This is a genomic window from Oligoflexus sp. (assembly GCF_035712445.1).
In the GTDB taxonomy this organism is placed as follows: domain Bacteria; phylum Bdellovibrionota_B; class Oligoflexia; order Oligoflexales; family Oligoflexaceae; genus Oligoflexus.
Window position 1 is genome coordinate 48145 of record NZ_DASTAT010000129.1, and the last position, 21152, is coordinate 69296.

Genomic DNA, 21152 nt, shown 5'->3' on the forward strand with positions numbered 1-21152 from the left:
CGGGTTGGATGAAAGCTGGCTGAGTTCGGAGGTCAGTATTTTGCAGCGATTCAGAAGAGCATTAAGAGCAGCAACAACGGGGTAGTTTGAACTTTTTTCTCTCAAACCTTAGGGAAAACTCAGCCAACTTTCATCCGGGATGGTACCCGGCTGATAGAGTTATTGCAGCGGCCGTGCCAGATGCACAAACCTCTGATTTGACTGCACCCCAAATTTTTGCAAATCGCTTTCGCTCTTCTTTACAAGTCATTTCAGTGTCTTGAGGAGCCGGGACTTAATCAGGTGTCAAGGATCCCGACAGCGCGCGAATTCCCGCCTAACTCCGCAGAACCGCTTCGATGATTGGCATATAGTAAAGAGCGAATTGCGGATCCAGATTCACCACGGGAATGCCGCCGTCAGAGGCTTCGCGTATCCTTCTGTGCAAAGGAATGCGACCTAGGATCGGGATCTTGCGCTCTTCAGCAAAGGCCTCGATCTGCGCCTGCCCAAAGATGTCATCCAGGTGTCCGCATGAGCTACATTGGAAATGAGACATGTTTTCGACCAGGCCCAGCACAGGGACTTTGAGCTTTTCAAACATCGAAAGACCCTTGTGGGCGTCAAGCAAGGCGACAGCCTGCGGAGTCGAGACCACGATCCCTCCATGGAGCGGGATGTTTTCGATAAGGGTAAGCTGAACATCGCCAGTGCCCGGCGGCAGGTCGATGACGAGATAATCGAGCTCGCCCCAGACGGTCTGGTAGAAGAGCTGCTCCAAGGCCTTGGCTATCATGGGCCCACGCCAGATCACAGGATGATAGGGATCCGACATAAAACCAAAGGACATCACCTTCACGCCGTGTTTTTCATGAGGGATCATTTTCTGATCGGCCGAGATGGATAAGGGACCATGAATGCCCATCATAAGGGGCGCTGATGGACCATAAAGGTCCGCGTCGAGCAGCCCGACGGCCTGACCCTGCGCGGCGAGTCCAGCGGCCAGATTCACCGACACTGTGGATTTACCCACTCCGCCCTTGCCTGACGACACGGCGATGACTTTTTTCACGCCGGGGATGGGCCGCAGCTGCATCTTCACACCGAAAGGGCCCACGCGATTCGGGGGTGGCTGCGTGCCGGGATTTTGCGGAGCCGCCATGCGATCCGCGAAAGAATTTTTGCGCTTGAAATAAATCGTGGCCGAGAGGCCATGTTCCGCCAATTCCTTCTGCAGAAGGATTTCCAGCGCACTTTTCTGATCGAGATTGAGTCCATCGGACGCGATCTGCGCGACCGCCGAATTTTCGCCTGGCGTGATCCCAAGGAACCGGTCTTTGGCTTCACTCGGTGATTTCCCGAGAAAAGCGAACTCAGGACGGAGGGCGGCTTGAGCCAGTATCTCGGTTATGAAAACGGACAATATGTTGCTTTGGTGATCACTGCTCATTAGAATTCCCTCATGCGGGCCAGAATAAGGTTTGCAACCTGTCCGTACCTTAAATCAGGATAAAATACCATGCGAGAAGTCAAGATCTACACCACAGAAGTCTGTCCCTACTGCGTGCAAGCCAAGCGACTTTTGACTCAGTTAAAAGTGCCTTACGAGGAAATCAGTCTGGAAGACAAGCCTGATTTGCGGCAGAAGCTTTCGGAAGAAAATAATGGATATCGGACAGTTCCCATGATTTTCATCGACGGGAAATTCCTCGGTGGCTACACCGAACTTGCCGCTCTTCATAAGCAGGGTAAGCTGATTGAAGCTTAATTTCAGCCAAAAGGCCATAAGTCAGTTTGGAATTGTCGCCGCTCTTGCGGTGACGGGGGACCAGTCAAAACGAAATGGTTTGTACACGTCCTCCGTCCACGAGACGGAAAGCCTTCCTCTTTCTGTTGAAAAAATTCCCGAGCTGGCCCCGTCCGAGGTGACGATGGCTGCGGCTCCGAACACGCGTGAAAGCGATGCGGCTGCGGAGAAGCTGGTTCGCGGGAGTTTTTTGAGCGGGGATTATGCCAACGCGGATCGCCTGGTTCGTGAGCAGCTGGCGGATATGAATCTGAGCGATGGTTATCGGGAATGGCTCAAGGGGCAGCTGCCTATCATTCGCCTCGGTTGGGCCTGGGCTTTGATCCGGGCGAAAAACTGTGATGAGGCCTTGCCGCTTTTGGAATCGACGCCTGATCACACCGCGCAGGCTTTGGCTCTTAAGGGGCTTGGCTACTGTCTTTACGCGAAGAAGGATTTCGCCAACGCCAGCAGTTACCTTGAAAATTACCTCGATAAGAATAAATCCGATCCTGAAGCTTATATTCTTCTTTCTGAAGTCAAAGAATCCCTCGGGGAAACCACGGAAGCCTGGGAGCTGGCGCAGCGTGCGACCGCCCTTCAAAATTTGACCGAAGAGGAAACGCGGGAACTCGCGAAGCGTGAGGCGAGTTTGAACGCCAAGGCCGAGGAAAGCGCCGGGCAGGGGGAACTCAGCTCGGGCTTTATTCGTTTGCGTTATCAGCTGGTGCAGCATCAGGGGCTGGTGACGGGGAGCCTGCAGGTGCTGCAGAAGACCATTGAGACCCTGAATCTGCAGCTTGGGTTACCGTACCCGGCCGAGCCGATTGAAGTGATTTTTCATCAGAGTGAGAATTTTGGTCGGATTGCTCACAGCCCGTCGTGGACGGCTGGGCTTTATGATGGACGGGTGCGGATTCCGATTCCGCAGGCTCAAAGTTTTGATGAGGATTTTGCGCGGATTCTGCGGCATGAGATCACGCATGCGGTGCTCTCGGAACATGCTCAGCATCGGAATCTTCCTGCCTGGTTTCAGGAGGGGATGGCTCAGGTCGCGGAGTGCCCTGAACTCTGCTGGACTTATAGGTTTGCAGCGACGACCTTCCCCTTTCTTTCACCCCAGGCGTTTGATGCCGGGTTTTTGAAGCTGAATCGCGGGGAAGCACAGGTGGCTTATAAGCAGAGCTTTTACATGATGCAGGTGCTTTATTTTCAGGTGGCCGGGATTCAGGGGATTAAACAGATTATTGAGCAGATTCCGGTGATACAGGATTTGAGTTCGGATGGGCTGATGGATCAGATCGGGCAGACGTTTGCGGCTGTGCATCAGAGGGCGGCGGAGAGCTGGGGGGCGCAGAGGAGTTTCTAATTTGCGTCCAATAAAAAATCCCCCTGGTAAGCTGGGGGATTTTTATTTTCGGCCTGTTTTATATTAATTCGCTGCAGCGTTCACAGTGGCTTCGCAGGACGCAAGCCATGCCGTGATGATTTCAACAGGAGTTTTATCAACATAGTTGGAGATGGTGTAGCTCGAATCCGAAGTCATCGTCGAGGTCGTGGCATCGACAGCTTTGCCTTTCAGGAAGCTGGCATTGGAGACATGACCAACATCAAGCGTGCCATCAACAGGGTATTCTGCAGGGGGAGCGATACCCAGTGACAACCAGTTCACACCGCCGACTACGCGAGGAGAAGCCGCTTCAAGAGCCGTAGATGTCTGCACAGCAATAGCGGAGAAAAGCTGGCTATTCGAGACACTCGATACGATATCCGATGTTCCGTGAAGGATTAAACCAGAACCTTGAGCTGCTGCAAGCGTGGCGGTTGCTGATGTGGAAGCCGCCGCTGCTCCCGTCGGGTCGCTTGCTTGCTTATAGCCTGCTTCAAATAGTTTTGTGTTGGAGCGAAGCACTTTACCCCAGTTGGCAAGGCCGCCATGGATCAGACCCATGTGATAGGTAGTGTCGATGCTTTCAATGTAAGCGGCGATTGCAGCTGCCTGTTCATCTTCCGTCGATCCATTGCCTTTGATCGCATCAATTTTGGATTTGATGTTGGCAAATCCAGGAATACGAGCAAGGGCGGCCTGCTTGCTTGAATTCAGGAAATCCGAACCACCTGACACCCAATAATTCAGAATAATTTTGTTCAAGCCTGCGGTGAAGGTCGACTGAGGGGCAGCTGCGATCGAGCAGCTGAACATACCAGGAGTAACTCCGGCTGTCGTCAAAGCGGTCTGCGCAGCGACTGTAGTCTCGTCGGTTGCAGTTGAAAACATAACGGAATTAATCGCGCCGCCACGAGCTACAGCCAAGTTGGCAACAGCAGCGCCGCGACCCAAACCAACTGCGTAGGAAACAGGATAGGTTGCCATTCCCGCGACTTTTGCAGCTTTAAGACCGTTTGCAGTGCCCGTTCCACCAAGCTGAGTCGACAAGGTCCCGGCAGCGGCATAGACATCGGCACTAATCTTGGCAAACTTGGTGCTCAAAGCCGGGAGAGTGCCAGCTGAAGCGCCTGCAGCCGTAAGGACGGGAATATCCGTTGCAGCTGACTTAGCCTTGATGCACTCATACGCGCCCATCAGATCAACGACGTCATTCGTATAGGGATCAGAAGTACCGACACCCGCTGCACCAATATTCGTACCGGTACAGGTTGGAATTTTTGAACCTGTGGTGGCATCCGTATCGTAGGTTACACAGAAAGGTTCACCTGGGAACACAGGAGCAACGATAATGTGGCTCGACTGCATGTCACCAAAGGTTTGAGCGATTTCTTCATAGGCTAGGCCGGTTGCACCTGCGTGTGCATAGAAAACCACAGGATAGCCATGACCGCTAGTGGAATCAGGAGCTACTGTCAGGGCGCCTTGAACCGTGGAGCCTCCCGCAGTAAGAAGTTGAGCTCCTGTCAAATCAGGAATGGTTACAATCGCATTACGCGAAGCGGTATCACCCTGAAGTTTATACTTCATAAGATAGACTTTAGCAGTAGCAGGAACAGCGCTCAGAGGAGTGCCATCGAGAAGTTTGGTAGGCGTCTTGCCGTCAGTACCAGCCAATTTGAAAGCACCGTTTCCACTGATGCTATAATTCGTCCCAGGGGCAAGATCCACAAATGCATCGATGGAGCTACACTTTTGCGACGAAGCATCAGCCACAACTTTTCCAGCTTTGGCAGCCGCCCAAGCGGTCGCCTTGGTCGAATCTGTAATCTTCGTCGAAGGAACTTTCAAGCTGGCCGTTACCGAAGCAACCGAAGTGCGATCGATATCCGTAATGCCTAAAGAATCGACCACTTTCGCCCAGAGAGAGGATCCCGCGTTCTGCTCGTCCGTCAGCACATCCTCTTTCGTAATCTCGCTCAGTTTCGGAATAAAACCTTCGTTCTTTTCAGTTTTCTCGCCACACGAGGGCAAAGAAGCCAATATCCCGATCGGAATAAGTGTCATTCGGCCGAACTTAAGCGCCATAACTTAGCCTCGCACAAGAAAGGATGGGTGCTATAGATGTTTCCATTCTAAAGCAGAATGGGATCGACTAAAAGTCCCGCATGAAAAAAGAATAAGCCCCCCACTGGAAATGCAAATGAGCATGCCCTATAATCAACATAAACTGTCTTCATCTATGGAATCATTTCTTGGAGTGCCCTCTATGAAATCTATGGTGGCTTCACACCGTGGGACGGCTCGTCTTACAAGCAAGCTCCTGGTACTAGGACTGTGCCTTGGCTTCCACACAAGCCACGCGTGGGCACAGGATGAAGAGACTCCGACTCCTCCTCCAGCGGAACCCGCTCCGGCAACCGATCAGGCTCCGACCGAGACTCCGGCTCCAACTGGGGAAACACCTGCTGATTCAACCACCACTCCCCCAAGCACTCCAACCGAAACTGCGCCAACCGAAGAAGGTCTGGGCGACAAGGTTAAAGATAAAGTCAAGGAACTGAAAGAAAAGCGCATCAAGAACCGCAAGGAAACCACTGATGCGGTTCTGAAACGCCGCGGCAAGGATCCTGAAACCGCCAAGTACGTGATGCTTGGTGAAGCGCAAACACTTCCGGAAAAAGTCGCTCGTTTCCGCTACGTTCGCCGCAACGTGGCAGGGAATCAGACTTTTGAAGAAGGTGGCAACAAGAAAGACGTTGGTATCGACGCCGTTATAAACGTCAATGCTTACGTACTTGAATATGGTTTAACCGATAAGATTTCTCTTCAGCTCCTCGTCCCCACCATCGCCTCGGCGGATGTGACGATCAATGCTGAGAAGTTCTCGAAGAGCAAAGTCTATGCAAAGAAGTACAAGGAACTGATGGATCAGGTCGTCCCCTTCCTTCAGAGCCAAGGTCAGTGCACGACCGATGAAGACTGTTTGAACAAGATCAACAACGAAGCCTACGCAATCCCAACGGATTCGAGCCTTGTGCTTCCCACAGGTGAAGTTTATACGGTGAAAGGCGGTATTCCGGTTGAGCGCGCCGCCTACTCCCTCATCACCAACGCCGCCAAGCCTCAAAAAGGCAAAACCGGCCTCAGCGACATCATGCTGGCCGCTCTTTTCAACGTCTATAACACCAAGGAGCAGATGTTCTCGGTGGGTGCAGGCGTTCGCCTTCCTACCGGCGAAGCGGACGACGAAAAATCCTATAACCGCACAGGCAGCGGCTTCACAACTCTCGGCCTCGCTCTGAAGTATGACTACCGCATCATCGACCCTCTGATGGTTTCCTTCAGCAACCAGACCGAATTGCATGTGAAGAACCCGAACTACAAGCGTCACAGCCTCGTCGATCCAGACAAGCTGAATGAAGCCGACCCTAACGTGAAAGGCGCTGACCTGAGCCCTGCCGTTCCCGGTGATGGCGATGGCGTGTCGAACAACTTCGAAGTCTCCCGCAAGGGTGTTCTGAATACGGGTTATGTCCGCCTTGGTTATGCCCTCGGCGCTCTGTCCCCTGCACTCTCGACCCTTTCGGTTCTCGGCTATTACAACTGGAACTTCGATCCTGAAACCTATTACGACGGCGTGTCCCAGCACAATGCATCGCGCTCCACCAGCATCAGCTATGCGCTGGGCTTTGATGGTCTCGGTCTTCAGCCCAGAATTCCCGTGGGCGTGAGTGTATCGCAGGAGCGTATGCTGACAGGTGAGAATGTTGCGGTGGCCGCAGTGAACACTTACTTCAACCTTGTACTCTACTACAAGTTCTAAGCTTTACGGCTTGAAGTTTCGAAGGGGCTGCAAAGCCCCTTTTTTTATGCCCGATGCTGCTCCCAGAAATCCCGCATATCATCCGGCATCCCACAGCGCACCTCATGAACCTTGCCATCCTCAGGATGAACGAAAGCCAAGGCCTCGGCATGCAAAAGACAGCGGCGGAACCCGGTCTGCTTCACGACGTTATCGGTGAGCCCATGAACGAACCATTCCAGGAACACCTGCTCATCCGGATGAAAGAGTCTATCCCCCACCAAATGAAGCCCGGCATAGGCCGCATGAATACGGATCTGATTGGTGCGGCCGGTCTTTGGCAGAGCCTTTAAAAGAGTAAAATCCGAACGCCTCTCCAGCACTTGAAAATGCGTCTCCGCCGATTGACCTTCCGGCACGACCCATTTTTTGATCCGTATCTCGCTGCTGGTCAGATCCCCGATCGGACCTTTTTCAATCCACTTCTCTTCCTGGCTCACGCCATGGGTGATCGCCAGATATTCCTTGTGAAGATTCCGTTCGGCCAAGGAACGCGCCAGCTGATTCCGCACCGCGGTCGTGGCCCCGCATAAAACAATACCCGAGGTTTCACGATCCAGCCGATGAACGGCGGCCCACTCGGGACCCAGTTCAGTCTTCACCAGCTCGGAAAAAGTATTTTTCCGATACGCCCCGTTCTCATGCATAGGAAGGGGAGCCGGCTTGAAAACAGCCATGACCGCACCTTTGCGCCATATTGGATAGATGCCGCGATCGACCTCAGGCTCGGCGGTCTGGGGATGATGAAGGACGAGCTGCTGCCCTTCTCTCAGCCTATACGCCACACCGACAGAGGCCCCATCCACCAGCACTTCACTGGTCTTCAGACGCTTCTGCCAGCCGGCTCGCGAAAGGAAAGGAAAATGCCGGGCAAGGTACGCGTCAGCCCTTTCCCCCGCATGATACGAAGAAACAGGCAGGCCGAGGGGCCGGAAGGCGCCGCTTTCATCTGGATTTTCAACTGGACTTTTGTGCATTTGGCTTTACATTGAGCTGTTGGTTTGTCGGTTCAACAAGAGGAATAACCTGGCATACTATGGACGCCAAGGGAATAAAACTCATCGCCAGCAACAAGAAGGCTTACCACGAGTACAACATCGGGGACAAGTACGAGGCTGGTATTGCGCTCCAGGGAACGGAAGTCAAGGCTCTCCGTGATGGACGCTGCAATCTGAACGATGGCTGGGTGGACCTGACCAACGCCGAAGCGATTCTGCGTGAAGTGCATATCGGGCACTACTCACACGGCAATATCATGAACCACATGGAAAGACGCTCCCGGCGCCTTTTGCTCCATGCTGCGGAAATCAAAAAGCTCGAACGCGCGATCTCGGAGAAGGGATTTACGCTGGTTCCCTTGAAAATTTATTTCAAGGGACGCTATGTGAAGCTTGAGATTGGACTCGGCAAAGGGAAAAAAGCCCACGATAAACGCGAATCATCCAAAGAAAAAGACGCCAAGCGGGAAATTCATCGGGCCATGAAGGGCAACCGCTGATAAGGCTCAATCCGGCAGCTTCTTGGTCGCGGCCGGCACAGCCTTCTCGACTTTTTCAGGAGCCGGCTTCTCGGTCGGCTTCTCCGCAGAGACTTCGACAGTGGAAGCTTTCTCTCCCGACTTCTCACCATCACGGACAATCGGCAGCTCGCGCCATTCACCTGTGGCCGCATCCCCCACGCGAATGGACTGCACGCCATCATCCAGAAGGCTCCGGCTCAGAACCACGATCTTGCGGCCGCGCTGCCCAAACACAGCCTGGCTGAAATACTGGCCCTCGGGCGCTTTCAGAATCTTATCCATCTGCCCCTTGGCACTGTTGTAGATCAGCACCTGGCGCATCTCACGCCGCAGATCCGGATTCGCCCCCTGGACAAGGCAGATGCCGGTTCGAAAATCCACATTCACGCCCACGCGATCCGCCAGCACACCATCCGGCAGGCGGATATCAATTCCACGAAAGGCATCCCCCGACCAGCCTTTGATCTGCTTTACCTGCAGTATGCGACCGGCATCGCCCGACGTCACGATTCCAAACTGATCCTGATCCTGGACCAGACGCATGCCCTTTTTCAGCTTCAAAACTGCGCTGGGCTCCGGGTCATGATCATCGAGCCGCACGAGTTCGTCCTGCTCCGGTTTGAAACCGATCAGCTGCAGAGGAGCGCTGCGAAGGAAGAGAGGATAGAACCTGGCCGGAAAACTGGTCAGCGTTCTTTTTTGAAAGGTGTTGAGATCCAAAAGCTTGATGTTGCTCAGCTCCATATCAGCCACGATCGGACCTTTATCGGAGGCCACAATCTTATAGCTGCCCTGCGGATAGGATTTGATGATCTTCTGCTTGCCGATCCACTTGATCCCGATCCCAGCCGACGATCCTTCGCCACAGCCCACGCGGGCCCTGTGAAAATCAAGAACCGTCATCGCTTCCAAAGGCTGCCCATGACCCACCAGGGCCGCGTTATCCCCTATTTTCAGGGACACAATGCGTTTGCTGCGGAGGTTCTCAAGGTCCACTTCATAAAGGAAACCCTTGCCCTCGGGCGCAGTCTCACCGGCCTGTCGACTCAGGAAATAAACAAGCTTCCCGTCCTGAGCAAAGTAAAGTTCACCGCTCTCTGGGTTCGCAATATAACTCGTGCAATCCGCAGGTTCTGGAGTCGCAGCTGCCGGTCCCGCCGCTTCGGACACGGGCGGTTTATGTCCAGGCGCCGGAGTTTTACCGCGCGGCAACGCTCCATCATCGCTCTCGGCCTTGAGCATTGTCATCCATCCCAGGACTGGGACACAGAGCAGGCGAACAGTCCAATTCATCTGTTAATCACTCCGTCCTTGCCGAGATCATCCGGCCTGATGCGCTTGATGATCCGGTACAATTCTTTGGGAGGCGGGGCCAGGGGATCACGCGGATACTTGGGAAAAAGTATCCAGCCATCCACCGGAGCCTTCAGGGATTGACCTCGATGGCTCCCCACGGCTTCACCTGCGGAAATCGCCTGGAAATTCACAAGGCCTTCACGCAGGGCCATCCCCTCTTCAAAGGGAACCACCGCTCTCCACGTATACAGTTCAGGATTCACCGTTGGCCGTTTTTCATGGGCTCCCGTGAAAAGTCCCACAGCATATTGTACCGCGGACAGAGCCACTTGTAAGCCGACACCGGCATGATAGGCATCAAAACCCTTCTGGCCCAGCTCTATCGTGATGCCGGTGCCGCCGCGGTGATTCACATATTCATCACTGCACATGCCGTCTTTCGAAAAACCAAGGCCCCAGTGGGTCACGATGGGAATCTGCTCATGCAGAGCCGCAGCAAAATCAAAGGAGCCTTTGGTATACGGAAAAATAAAGAAGGGTCGATGCGAAGGTTCGATCGTCTGGTGAAAGTCGAGGAAGAGCGAGGTCTTTTCCAAAAGAGGTTCGAGCGCGCGGGCCCGCTTTTCCTCCTCATACTGCGCGGCCGACTGTCCGAACGAGCGATTCAGATCGCGTTCGGTGAAACGTCGATCGGCTTTCACGCCAGCCGGATTTCCGATGGCGAAACCCATGGAAAAAGGCGGCTGGACGATACCGCTTTGCAAAAGTCCGAGGAAGGTATTCAGCACATCAATGCCGCCGACTTCGTTGCCGTGCGTGGCCGCCTGCAGCGTCAGGCCAATCGGTTTGGGGCCTGTGACGGAAGGCTTTGCGGGATGCCAGACATAGGCCAGCGGGGCCACTTTTTCGAGTTTATGAGCGAGCCGTTCAAATTGCTCAAGAGCCTGCATATTCCTGTCAGCCATATAACGCCTCTTTGCGACTGGGGGACACCGGAACCAAAGTTCCAGACAAGGTACACGAGAGGCGAGTCCGGGCTCCAGAATTTTTCCGGAAACACTACGAAGCGGTCTTGTTTCGCTTCGAAAGCTGGTCCTCGATCTGCTCCTTGGTCTTCAGCGCCTTCTCGAATTTATCGTTCATTTCCAGGCAGCGCATGACGTAGTCCAGGGCGATTTCGTAATGGCTTCGCGTCTTGAAGCTAAGGTGGGCCAGAGCTATATTATAAAGAATTCGGTAGTTTTCCTTATACTTGGGATAGAAGCGCAGGGACCTTTCGTACTCCATGATCGCTCCTTCGACATTGCCGGCCTTGGCCAGAGCGACCCCTTTGTTGTTATAGTGGCGAACCACCTCCAGGGGGTCGGTCGTGTCCTTGCAAAGGTTGATGGCATGGTCATCAAAGCCGAATTCCTGCAGCTTGGCGAACATATCGAACTTCACTTCCGGCTGATCGGGATGGTAACGGATCAGCTCCCGCATCTGTTTCACCGACATATCCGGCTTATTTGCAGCCAAATAGGCCATGGCCATCTCGTTGATCCGCTGGATATTGTTCGGCGCCAGTTTATCCGCGTGTTCCATGTATTTCAGAGCGTCGTCATGTCGACCGAGCTTGAGCAGCAGACGTCCCTTGTGATTGATGGCATTCAAGTTCTCGGGCTTCTGCAAAAGGATGCCGTCCACCACATCCATGGCCTTGGCCCAGGACTTCTGCGCCTCGTACATTTCGCGCAAAAGATCATGACCGCGCGGGCCAAGATCCTTGAGGTTGGTCTTGACGAAATCAATGGCGTTTTGCACCGTCTCGGGTCGGCTCGCCAGCTTCATGGCCTGGGCGGAAACATCGACGAAACGCATCCGCCGTGCGCGCGTGATCATCGCCTTTTTCAGGATGGGCAGGATATGAATGGGATTGAGCGGCTTATAGATGACTTCGATGTCATCCAGCTCCTCGATCAGCTTGGCCTGACCGGAATCGTGACCATCGCGGTTGCCGGCGACCAGAATGAAGCTGGCATTGCGCTTGTCGGGCATATCGTGATTGCGCCAGCGCTGGACGAGGACGAGACCCGGCAGTTCTTCGAAGCCAAGCTCGATCAGCACCACGGGGTACACGTTCTGATTGAACATATAGAGCCCGGTTCCAAGGTCGGACGCGGTATCCACCTTGATATTATGTTTCTCAAGGGCCCCCTTGATTCCCTGCCCAACGGACTTGTCAGCATCCACGATCAGAATCTTCTGGGGTAGGTCGTTGCTCACAGGAATGCCCTCGTTTTTATTCGCCTTCTGCACGTGCCTCGGGTATCAAAAAGTGTATCATAGTTCCTGGCATAGCGCAGAACGTTTTCCCCCAATTCCCCTCATGAAGGAGATTCGAATTGAAGATTGGCCTCAGCACTGGTGGTGGCGACTGCCCGGGTCTTAACAGCGTGATTCGCGCCGTGGTTCGCTACGCTGTGGGCACTCTTGGACATGAAGTGATCGGCATCGAGGATAGCTTCAACGGACTCATGGATCGGCCCTATCGGATTCGCAACCTGACGCTCCGTGATGTCTCCGGCATCCTGAATCGCGGCGGTACGATCCTCGGCACGACCAATGCGGGAAACCCCTTTAAAATAAAGGGCGGAGCCAATCCTTCGGCCTGCGATAAAAGCGCTCTTGTCATGGAAGCCTATCGGGACCTGGGCCTGGACTGCATCATCGTGATCGGCGGGGACGGCACGCAGAATATTGCGCATCAATTTACGCAGATCGGCATGAATATCGTCGGCATTCCGAAGACCATCGACAACGACCTCATGCAGGCCGATGTCACGGTCGGTTTTGAAACGGCCATGGAAGTGGCGAGTGACGCCATCCTTCGCCTGCAATCGACCGCCGAATCCCATGATCGCATCATGGTCCTTGAGGTCATGGGTCGGCATGCGGGGCACATCGCGCTGCATAGTGGAATGGCGGCCGGCGCTCATGTGATCCTTTTGCCGGAAATCCCCTTCGCCTATGATGCCATCATCAGTAAAATCCAGGAGCGGCAGAAGCAGGGTATGAACTACAGCGTGATCGTCGTGGCCGAAGGCGCGATGGAAACCGACAGCGAGCCGCTTTATAACGCGACCAGTCCGGGCAAGAAAAACCTCGGCGGTATTGGTCAGATCGTGGCGGAAAAACTGCATCAGCTGACAGGTATCGACGCGCGCATCACTGTCCTGGGTCACATACAACGCGGCGGCCAGCCCTGTCCGCGGGATCGCGTGCTCGGCACCCTTTATGGTGTGAAGGCTGTGGATCTTGCGGTGAACAAGGATTACGGCAAAGTCGTGGTCATGCATAAGCACGAGATGAAGACAGTTCCCTATGCTTCGGTCGCAGCGAGTTTTCGGCCTGTCGCGCAGGATGATATGTATCTGCAAGCTGCAGAAGCGATCGGTATTTGCTTGGGAAGATAAGAGAGAGAAGAATAAAGGCAGGAAAGAAACTGGGGATTAAAAAATCCCCAGATCTCAGAGCTTAGCGAATGCGGCCACCGCGTTTGCCGTGCGAACTTGCAGCCTTGCGGCGAACAACGCGCAGTTTTTTCTTGGCGCGATATTTTGCACTTTTGTTGCGTTTACGAGGCGGGCGATTTTTACGTACGTTGGCCATTGGTCTACTCCATAATATCTTGCCGCCTCGGCACACAGCTGAAGCTGGACTTTCTTTTTTAAGGCACGCACAAACCCAAAGGCACGCGGGCGCCTCAACAGAGAGCAAAACCTAAGGGGGAAGACCCCCAAAGTCAAGAGCTTTTTGCCTTTCAGACTAACAAGTTCAGTTTTTCCCATGGGTTAATTGCTAACAGCCTCGATTTGCGACCAATTGCGACCAGTCTCGTGTTGAGCCGTACACTCCTCCCATTTCTGGTGCGCCACAAGAGTAAGTGCTCCCTTGTTACGTTTAGCATAGGTATTGATGGACTCCCGGTCTGTATTCCCTAAAAGCTGCCCTGCAACTGCAAAGTCACCATGGGTACAATCAAGCACCTCTCGGGTCCAACCATGTCGCATGACATGAGTCGAAGTGTAGGGGAGACCAGCCTTCTCAAAGGCAAGATTATACCTAGCCTTTATGACGTGATACTTAAAAAATGCCCCGGATTCGTCATGAAAAACCAAACCGCGCTTCCCTTGTCGATACAGTCTTTTCAACGCATGAAATGTTTGTGGGAACATTGGCAGCTCTTTAACCCCACCCGTCGACTTGGAGTTCTTGAAGCCTGCTTCAATCGTGGGTTGACCGCCTTTTTCCTGCCGATTTTCCACATATCGAACAATTTGTATTCTCGACTCCTTGGGGTCACTCCAGTTAAACCGGATATCTTCCCAGTGAATAGCAGCGGCTTCCGAAATTCTTAGAGCCGAAAAATACTGCAGAGTGGCCAAGACGGAAAATAGGTGCCCGTCCTTGAGCTTCTCCAACTCGTCGCGAAATATATAAAATTCCTGCTCTGAGACATCCAACTTCTTAGGTGGGCGTGAGACGTTTAATTTTGCATCCTGGAGATGGCGCTTTCTGATTGGATTCCGATAGACTGTGTCCTCATCGTGATATTCACCATAGTAGTGAAATATGACTTTAAGAACATCCAGCTCACCTTCAAATCCTGTGCGCTTCTTAGCTTGAGGATACTGTCCGATATTCGACTTTCTGTCTGCCAGCCATTCATCAATGACTTTTGGACTTACTGAATTTATCGGATAATCCATCAGCATCTGAAAGTGGCGTTGAACTATCTGATCATAATGCACCCTGGTGCCTTGTCTCAATCCAGGAAACTTTCTGACTTTCCATTCCTCGACTACTTCTCGAAATGTCGGCCCCTGAACGCCTGATGTCGCATTGGAAACGGCCGGAACATGCTGAGGATTCTTATCAATAAAAGATAACCAATCACGCGCATGTTCAAGACTTTCAAAGTATTCTGAACGTCTGTTTTTTCTTCCGAAGGAGTCTCTCTCATACCGACGAGCAAAGTATAGCTTCCCTCTTTCCGGCGGCCTATATTCCTTCTTATTTTCATCCCAGATCAGAATTTTTCGAACATTTGGGGCTCCTGGAACGGGAGGATACACGCGATCTTTACCCTGATAGACTTTAGGATTGAACTTTTTCATTGAATGAATCTCCGTTGAAGCCATTCTTCAACTTCGATCACTCGAAATCTCACTGCTCTGCCTCGCCGCTTATACGGCAGTCCTTCCTTCATGTACTTGTTCACAAAGCTGAGTGACATACCGAGGTGCGAAGCCAGCAATTTTTTCGTTATCCAATTGTCAAAGATCTGCTCTGCGTGGCTAACCGCCACAGAGCCTTCTGAACCTGATGTTTTCTTTTTAACAATGGATTCCATTAACGTCGATTTCTTTTTGACTATCATAAAAGGCCAATCCTTTTTGTGCTTCATATTCACCACTTGACAATACTGCAGCGGATTCAGCAGATGCCGCAAACTGCCCTTCAATGCTTGTTTAGTCTCATGATTCTTCAAACTTCAGTTTCGACTCAGAGTCTGGTTCCACGGAACACTCCGCGTTGCTATGGAAGCCTGACCCGTCAATTATATGCTCCACGGATTTGATCACCCATTCTCCATCAATGCCTACACCAAGCCCGCGAACATCAATCCTCCGCTCAGCAGCCAGCTGCACGTTCCCCGCTACGGCGAGCGTCAATGTCTTGCCTCTTCGAACAACCTCACGGAATTTCGCTTCGGCTGCTCTACGCGCATCGGCTTCCGTGATCTTGTTATACTCAAGCTCAAGGACTACTCCCTCATTGCCGTACATGACAAAACGCTTTTCCGCGGCTTCATGGTCATACCAAAAAGCGCGCACTCCAGTGTAGCGCTGCGTTTGGTCTCCCGAGTATTCAAAGCGGATTGGGTTTTCGATCCTGATTGCCTGATTGGTCCCGCTCGGATCCCCGCCCTTGTCTTTCGGCGTAATCATGAGATAGCGGCCACTGACCTTCACGGTATGATCGAAGCGACGTCCGAGACGGACTAGAAACGCGATATCGGATTCGGTCTGATCCTCGTGGTCAATTGCGACCGACTTCAGCTCATCAAAGACCATGGGCTTCAGGCCATTTCGCCTCGCGATCTCCTCGGCGATCGCTCCAAGTGTAGTCCCATCCCAGGACTGCTCGCGTTGGCTCTTAAGCGCAGCACTCGATTCCATCGCCGCAGCCTCAATTTTCAATGTCCGCCTGCCGTTCATGGAAACCCCAATGTGCTTCGTCGTGAATTTTCCAACTGTGGTCAGTACATTGTCATATCCAAGAGCGACCGTGAATTCGAGACCAGCTGCTGGCCATTCGATGCCATCGTCCACTAGTTCAAGGGTCATGGAATCAGATTTCCAGCTCGCTTCGTCCCGGATCGTCAGCTTTTCAAGACGCGAGCGAATTTGGTCTGTGAGATCGCCGTTTTTGGTTTCAATGCGAAAATTTGGAATCATTCGAATATCCTTATGCTGCCCGTAACGTTTGTTGGTCTTTTCAATTCAGGAAGCGTAATCACGACCGGCTTTGACAAGGGAAGCACTTTTCCGAGATCATCGAAGAAACTTAGTAAGCTCCAGTTCGCCCGGAGAACAGCTTCAAGCGCTCCGGGCAGATCTCCATAGTGGTTCCAGCAAATCTGATCCAGCTCATCACCCTCCTTAAGCAGATACTCAGCCATAAAAATCCAGCTCAAGCGTGAACTCAACTTTGAGGGGAACGCCCTCACCGATGAAGATCGAGCGTCCCTCCTTGATCTTTCGGATGATCCATAGTCCAAGGTTCTCGCCTACCTTGGTATCAGCATAGATAAGGCGTAGGGGTTTTCCTGCGGCTGCCATATCCCGGAGCTTTTTCAGCTGATCGAAGCTTCCGGTGAACGCAGGATGGGATACGCCGGAAATTGTCATCCTGTCCTCATGAGGCTGGCCTTTTTTGTCACCAATGAACTGTTGGATAGGAGCGGCACCCAGCGGATCCTGCCTCACCCAGCGGTAATCCGTTTCCCGCTCAATTCTGTCCGGTGTGAGAGTCTGAAGCTCGAAGCTGAAGTCGCCTAGCTTTGCAAAGACCTGCTTTCGAAAAAAGGGAATGGGATCAAAGGCCATCAGCTGACCTCCACCGGGTCGAGGAAGGAAAACGATGGAGCGCTTCTGAAAGCCGTCTGAATTTCGCTCTTTATTTTGCTCGCAACTTCCCGTGGTGCAGACGAGCCTGCGTCCACATGAATCGTAGCGTTGATCGTGATGACATTGCGCTGGGTCACAGGCTCATTACCGCCGACACGATCAACAGCCGTAGGAACTCTCACGGAATCAGGCATCGTGAAAATGTCCGAGAACTCTTTTTTACCGGCATCCCAGGTATCAGAAATCCACTGGGGAGCCGCCTTGATTCCATCAGCTGCAGAATCAACCCACGGGAACATCACCTTGATATATGGCTTCACAGCTTCATAAGCACTTTTGAAAAGTCCAGTGAACTTGTCCCACATGGTCTTCAGCCAGCCTTGGCTGCTGATCTTCTTTACAATCCAGTCCCATGCGGCTCCTATCCCAGTGGCAATGGACGTCCAAGCTTCGGTCACCGACTGCCTGATCCCGGTCCACATTTTCTGAAGCTTCGGACCGATCGTGCCCCAGTTTTTCCAGATGAGATACCCGCCAGCTGCGATCGCCGCCACGGCCGCAGCAATGCCCCACCCCACTGGACCCAGTCCCATAAGAGCGGCGCCAACCGCTCGCGCGGCTCCCGTAAGAAGAGGTCCGGCTCTCAAAAGCCCTCTCCATCCTCCCATGGCACCCGCCTTCAGGAGCCTGCCACCCCACCTGCCGGCAACTTTGGCTTTTCCCCAGCCTTTCTTCACACCTGACCTTGATCCACCCCAAAGCAGCCCGAGGCCTTCGGTGAGATAATTTACTCCGATCCCGGCTCCGGTCCTTAGCCATCTCATGCCATAGGCGCCCATGGTTCCAGGAGCAAACCAGCCGGCCACAGTTTTCCCTGCACGGAAAAGATCAAGAACGCCCGAGAGCGAAAACTTCAGAAGTGCCATGGCACCATTAAACGCGAAGAGGCTGCCGACGCCGATCATGATGTTTTTTGCCAGTTCCTTATTCGATTTCAGCCATTCGCCAAGGCCGTTCAGAATTGGTTTCAGCCAAACGACCATGTCACGCAGTATCGGTATGAAGGCCTCACCAAAGGTGATCATGATGTCATTCATACCGCCTTTGACTTCATCGAGCTGGGCCGCGGTCGACGCACTTAACTCCTTTCTGGTTTTTTCCATGGTCTGCGATTCCTCGAGCGATTTCAGAAGCTGATCAGAATTTTTCCCGCTCTTCGAAAATTCCTGCATCAGATCAGCCGCCCCTTTTTGGGTGCGGGAGAAGAAAACCTCGATGTATTTCAGCTGCTCCTCCGCGGGGAGAGTCTGAATCCGGGTCCTAATTTCCTGAGTCAGTTCATCAGCGGTCTTTGATCCACCCAGAGCTTTCTTTCGATTAATATGCAGGCGCCTAAGTGCGGCTGCAGCGGCTTCGCCCTCGCCTGAAAACTCCTCGGCCCTCATGTCCTCCAGCCTGGGATTCAGCTTCAGCTCGCTGAAAATTCTTTGAATTTGAAGGTCAAGAGCTCGTCCCTTAAGGCCTTTCAGTGATCCGGCCAAGGCTGAAACAATCCCCCCGCCACTCATGGCATGGTTGACGGAGACACCCAAATTTTCAGCAGCTCTCCGGAGATCCTTTTCAGGCATTTTCAGAAGGGACTTGCTTAAGGAGTAATAGGCCGGCGAAAGTTCAAACGTCCGCCGCATGAGTTTCAGTGAACCATCCGCCTCTGATCTGAAAAGAATGGAAGCCGACGGAGCGTGCTCCTCGCCCGCCAGAGCCTTGGACACGGCCGCTCGCTTGGCTGTTCCGACGCCTTTCATGGCGACGTTCATGTCACGGATGATGTCCATCCAGTCGCGCATGTTGTTATCCTTATCCTTGACGCGGACCTGCATTTCCTCCAGCACCCTCTGAAGTTCCTTTGGGGATTTGGCCATTCGAAGGAAGATAGAGCGCATCGCGGTACCAGCCATGGATCCCTTGACTCCACTATTATGAAGGACTGAAGATGCTGCGAGCGTCTGTTCAAGACTTGACCCGACATCGACCGACGAGGCGGCCACGTACTTCAGCATCTCTCCAAGGGATTCAAGACTGGAGGCGGATCCGGAGTAGGCAGCGGTCAGCGCATCCCCAACCCGCGCCATCTGCGAGACATCAATATTGAATCCCTGAAGTACTTCGCTTGTGATTTCTGCGGTTCGAGCCAGAGAAGTCATGGAACTTTCAGCGAGCGCCAGCATGCTGGGCATGACCGCGATAATATCATTCGTTCTATACCCAGCAGTGGCCAGCTCATTCTGTGCTTCGGCCACTTCCTTCGCTGTGTAGATGGTCGAGGCGCCGAGGTCGCGCGCCTGCTGCTTGAGGCGGGAAAACTCCGCAGCGTTTGCTCCTGACATGGCTTTGACACGAATCATGGCCTTTTCAAACAGGACGGCCTCACGAATGGGGGCAGTAAACATGAAGCCACTGCCAACAGTGAAGTAAAAATGACTCATTGCCTGCGAGCGAAGATCCTGAGCACGATTGCGGAGTCGCCCCAGCTCCTCCTGCCGCTTCTCAAGTGCAAGGCTCTTTGCAAGCTCGGCGTTATGAAGCCGCTGAGACTCAGTCAGGTCATCGACTCTGTGCCCCTGCTTTTCAAGAGACCGCGCGTATTTTTCACTTGCTTCCCTCGCGGTTTCGATCCGCTTTTCCGTGGCGGCGATCGAGGAGCTGAGATGCTCCTCTTTTTTCTCAAGCTGCTCAAGACTCCGCCCGGTTTCCTGGGCTTGCCTGGCAAAGGCCTTTTTCGCTTCGGTTGCCTCTTTTTCCGCTTTCTTCGCAGCATCGAGTATCTCGGACGATTTGCGGACCTTCTCCTCAAAATCAGCGATCTGCTTATTTTGAGCCTCGCTGGCCGCAGTCATGGCTGCCTTCTGATCAATGAGCATTCTGTTCAAGCGATCAAAGCGTTCCGCTGCTGCCTGTGCGGCCGCAGCGGAATCGTGGGCTGTGGCTTCGTAAATATGCATCGCATCAGCCAGCTCCTGCGCCTTGGCGCGCTGCTGCTCAAGCGCGCGCGTGAGGCGGGCGATCTCCCCTGCCGGCGCACCGGATGCCAGAAGACCTGCCAGCTGAGTCTCCTTGCTGGAAATTCCCGAATCAAGAGTGGCAAGATATTGCTGTTTGCCATCAAGTGTTCCCTTGGCACCGGCAGCCACCCTTGCTGCACTTTTTTTAGCACTCTCCAGATCCTTCAGTTCGGTTCGCTGCTGCTGTAAAAGTGCAATCTGTTCCTGGCTTGGCTTTCTCAGGGCTTCGATGGCCGCGCGCTCCCGCTCCAGTTCCTGCCGATTGGCTGAATGAGCCGCTGTGGCCTGCTCAACCGAAGCTCTGGCATCGTCGATGGTTTTATCCAGCGCGGCGTGGACATTGCGCTGATAGGCGAGCTGCATACTCACCTTTTCAAGTTCGCCCTTTTGAATACCCAGCGTCTGATTGAGCTGAAGAACATCCTCCCGAATTCTCTGAAGTCCGGAAAACTCCCGTGATGTGCGGGAAAGGGCTTTGATGGATCCGCGAAGATCGGCCATCCTTTGATCGGCTGTGCTAAATGAACTTTTGAACGATCCGTCTAATGCTGCCCGGATCAGAACACTCACCTGGCGCTTCGACATTTATAAGACTCTCCCGTCTGCCATCCTTTTTTTCCTCCCTGTTTTCATCCAGAGCTTCCAGCCACTCCCTGAATTCCTCAAGGGACATGGCCATGGTCTCCGAAGCGTTGAGGCCATATCTTTCTCTCAATACGGCCACCGCGCGGAGCATTAGGCGGAGCGCTTCGTCCGGTTCAACTTTTTTCCGGATTCTGCCTCCGGCTTCTCAGGGACTCCCTTTGGATTCTGGAGTTTTCGGATGAGCAGGACGATTTCATCCTTATCGCAAATTGCCAGCTCGTCGACGGCCTCAATTGGAAAGCCATTGCAGTAGGCTTCTATCAACATCCGCTCGCAATGAAGCTCCAGCTCCCGAAAACGGACAAGAGCCTCCCCAGGAAGACCAAGCGCATCATCTTCAACGAAATCATCGCTGGAGAAGTTTTCTTTTTTGAATTCAGCCAGCATTTTTCCAATGCGAATGCTGACAAGCTCGTGCTTGACCTGGGCAGCATCAGG

General features: G+C 53.2%; 19 protein-coding genes. 5 read left to right on the forward strand and 14 right to left on the reverse strand.

Features of this window, described 5'->3' with window-relative positions:
* Positions 1-316: 316 nt before the first annotated feature.
* Positions 317-1429: an Mrp/NBP35 family ATP-binding protein gene (locus VFO10_RS27300; protein ID WP_325145186.1), complete on the reverse strand. Its 1113-nt coding sequence runs from the start codon at positions 1427-1429 to the stop codon at positions 317-319.
* A 69-nt stretch (positions 1430-1498) separates the two neighbouring features.
* On the opposite strand from VFO10_RS27300, the gene VFO10_RS27305 reads away from it, so the two are divergent.
* Both VFO10_RS27305 and VFO10_RS27310 read left to right on the forward strand, forming a co-directional pair.
* The gene (locus VFO10_RS27305; protein WP_325145187.1) at positions 1499-1747 is read left to right on the forward strand and encodes a glutaredoxin domain-containing protein; all 249 of its coding nucleotides are present in this window, start codon (positions 1499-1501) and stop codon (positions 1745-1747) included.
* 79 nt (positions 1748-1826) lie between these two features.
* Positions 1827-3134: a hypothetical protein gene (locus VFO10_RS27310; RefSeq protein ID WP_325145188.1), complete on the forward strand. Its 1308-nt coding sequence runs from the start codon at positions 1827-1829 to the stop codon at positions 3132-3134.
* 63 nt (positions 3135-3197) lie between these two features.
* Here VFO10_RS27310 and VFO10_RS27315 read toward each other — a convergent pair whose 3' ends face one another.
* Positions 3198-5240, reverse strand: coding sequence for a hypothetical protein (locus VFO10_RS27315; RefSeq protein ID WP_325145189.1), 2043 nt, complete (start codon positions 5238-5240; stop codon positions 3198-3200).
* Between the two features lie 181 nt (positions 5241-5421).
* Here VFO10_RS27315 and VFO10_RS27320 point away from each other — a divergent pair, with 181 nt between their 5' ends.
* Positions 5422-6978: a transporter gene (locus VFO10_RS27320; protein ID WP_325145190.1), complete on the forward strand. Its 1557-nt coding sequence runs from the start codon at positions 5422-5424 to the stop codon at positions 6976-6978.
* Positions 6979-7022: 44 nt separating this feature from the next.
* On the opposite strand, the gene VFO10_RS27325 is transcribed toward VFO10_RS27320, so the two are convergent.
* Positions 7023-7994: an RluA family pseudouridine synthase gene (locus VFO10_RS27325; RefSeq protein ID WP_325145191.1), complete on the reverse strand. Its 972-nt coding sequence runs from the start codon at positions 7992-7994 to the stop codon at positions 7023-7025.
* 59 nt (positions 7995-8053) lie between these two features.
* On the opposite strand from VFO10_RS27325, the gene smpB reads away from it, so the two are divergent.
* Positions 8054-8515: an SsrA-binding protein SmpB gene (gene smpB, locus VFO10_RS27330; protein WP_325145192.1), complete on the forward strand. Its 462-nt coding sequence runs from the start codon at positions 8054-8056 to the stop codon at positions 8513-8515.
* 6 nt (positions 8516-8521) lie between these two features.
* Here smpB and VFO10_RS27335 read toward each other — a convergent pair whose 3' ends face one another.
* The 3 genes from VFO10_RS27335 to VFO10_RS27345 form a co-directional block, all read right to left on the reverse strand.
* Positions 8522-9829, reverse strand: coding sequence for a hypothetical protein (locus tag VFO10_RS27335; RefSeq protein ID WP_325145193.1), 1308 nt, complete (start codon positions 9827-9829; stop codon positions 8522-8524).
* Positions 9826-10797 (reverse strand): succinylglutamate desuccinylase/aspartoacylase domain-containing protein, encoded by a 972-nt coding sequence (locus VFO10_RS27340; RefSeq protein ID WP_325145194.1) that lies wholly within the window; start codon positions 10795-10797, stop codon positions 9826-9828. The genes VFO10_RS27335 and VFO10_RS27340 overlap by 4 nt, the downstream gene beginning before the upstream one ends.
* A 94-nt stretch (positions 10798-10891) precedes the next feature.
* Complete coding sequence (locus VFO10_RS27345) at positions 10892-12097, reverse strand: tetratricopeptide repeat protein (RefSeq protein ID WP_325145195.1); 1206 nt, start codon at positions 12095-12097, stop codon at positions 10892-10894.
* Between the two features lie 119 nt (positions 12098-12216).
* Between VFO10_RS27345 and VFO10_RS27350 the strand changes: the two genes are divergently transcribed.
* Positions 12217-13287 carry an ATP-dependent 6-phosphofructokinase gene (locus VFO10_RS27350; protein ID WP_325145196.1) on the forward strand — a complete coding sequence of 357 codons (1071 nt, stop codon included), beginning with the start codon at positions 12217-12219 and terminating at the stop codon, positions 13285-13287.
* Positions 13288-13348: 61 nt separating this feature from the next.
* Here VFO10_RS27350 and VFO10_RS27355 read toward each other — a convergent pair whose 3' ends face one another.
* The 8 genes from VFO10_RS27355 to VFO10_RS27390 all read right to left on the reverse strand — a co-directional run.
* Positions 13349-13483 carry a hypothetical protein gene (locus VFO10_RS27355; protein WP_325145197.1) on the reverse strand — a complete coding sequence of 45 codons (135 nt, stop codon included), beginning with the start codon at positions 13481-13483 and terminating at the stop codon, positions 13349-13351.
* A gap of 182 nt (positions 13484-13665) precedes the next feature.
* Positions 13666-14991, reverse strand: coding sequence for a tyrosine-type recombinase/integrase (locus VFO10_RS27360; protein ID WP_325145198.1), 1326 nt, complete (start codon positions 14989-14991; stop codon positions 13666-13668).
* On the reverse strand, positions 14988-15326 hold the full coding sequence (locus tag VFO10_RS27365; RefSeq protein ID WP_325145199.1) for a helix-turn-helix domain-containing protein: 339 nt from the start codon (positions 15324-15326) through the stop codon (positions 14988-14990). The genes VFO10_RS27360 and VFO10_RS27365 overlap by 4 nt, the downstream gene beginning before the upstream one ends.
* 25 nt (positions 15327-15351) lie before the next feature.
* The gene (locus VFO10_RS27370; protein ID WP_325145200.1) at positions 15352-16335 is read right to left on the reverse strand and encodes a phage late control D family protein; all 984 of its coding nucleotides are present in this window, start codon (positions 16333-16335) and stop codon (positions 15352-15354) included.
* Positions 16332-16559, reverse strand: a complete 228-nt coding sequence (locus VFO10_RS27375) for a tail protein X (protein ID WP_325145201.1) — start codon at positions 16557-16559, stop codon at positions 16332-16334. The genes VFO10_RS27370 and VFO10_RS27375 overlap by 4 nt, the downstream gene beginning before the upstream one ends.
* A complete protein-coding gene (locus VFO10_RS27380; protein WP_325145202.1) occupies positions 16552-16986 on the reverse strand; it encodes a phage tail protein in 435 nt (144 codons plus the stop codon). The genes VFO10_RS27375 and VFO10_RS27380 overlap by 8 nt, the downstream gene beginning before the upstream one ends.
* Positions 16986-20654, reverse strand: coding sequence for a phage tail tape measure protein (locus VFO10_RS27385; RefSeq protein ID WP_325145203.1), 3669 nt, complete (start codon positions 20652-20654; stop codon positions 16986-16988). Before VFO10_RS27385 ends, VFO10_RS27380 begins: the two co-directional genes overlap by 1 nt.
* Positions 20655-20804: 150 nt before the next feature.
* The coding region (locus VFO10_RS27390) for a hypothetical protein (protein ID WP_325145204.1) at positions 20805-21152 on the reverse strand (348 nt) is incomplete at its 5' end.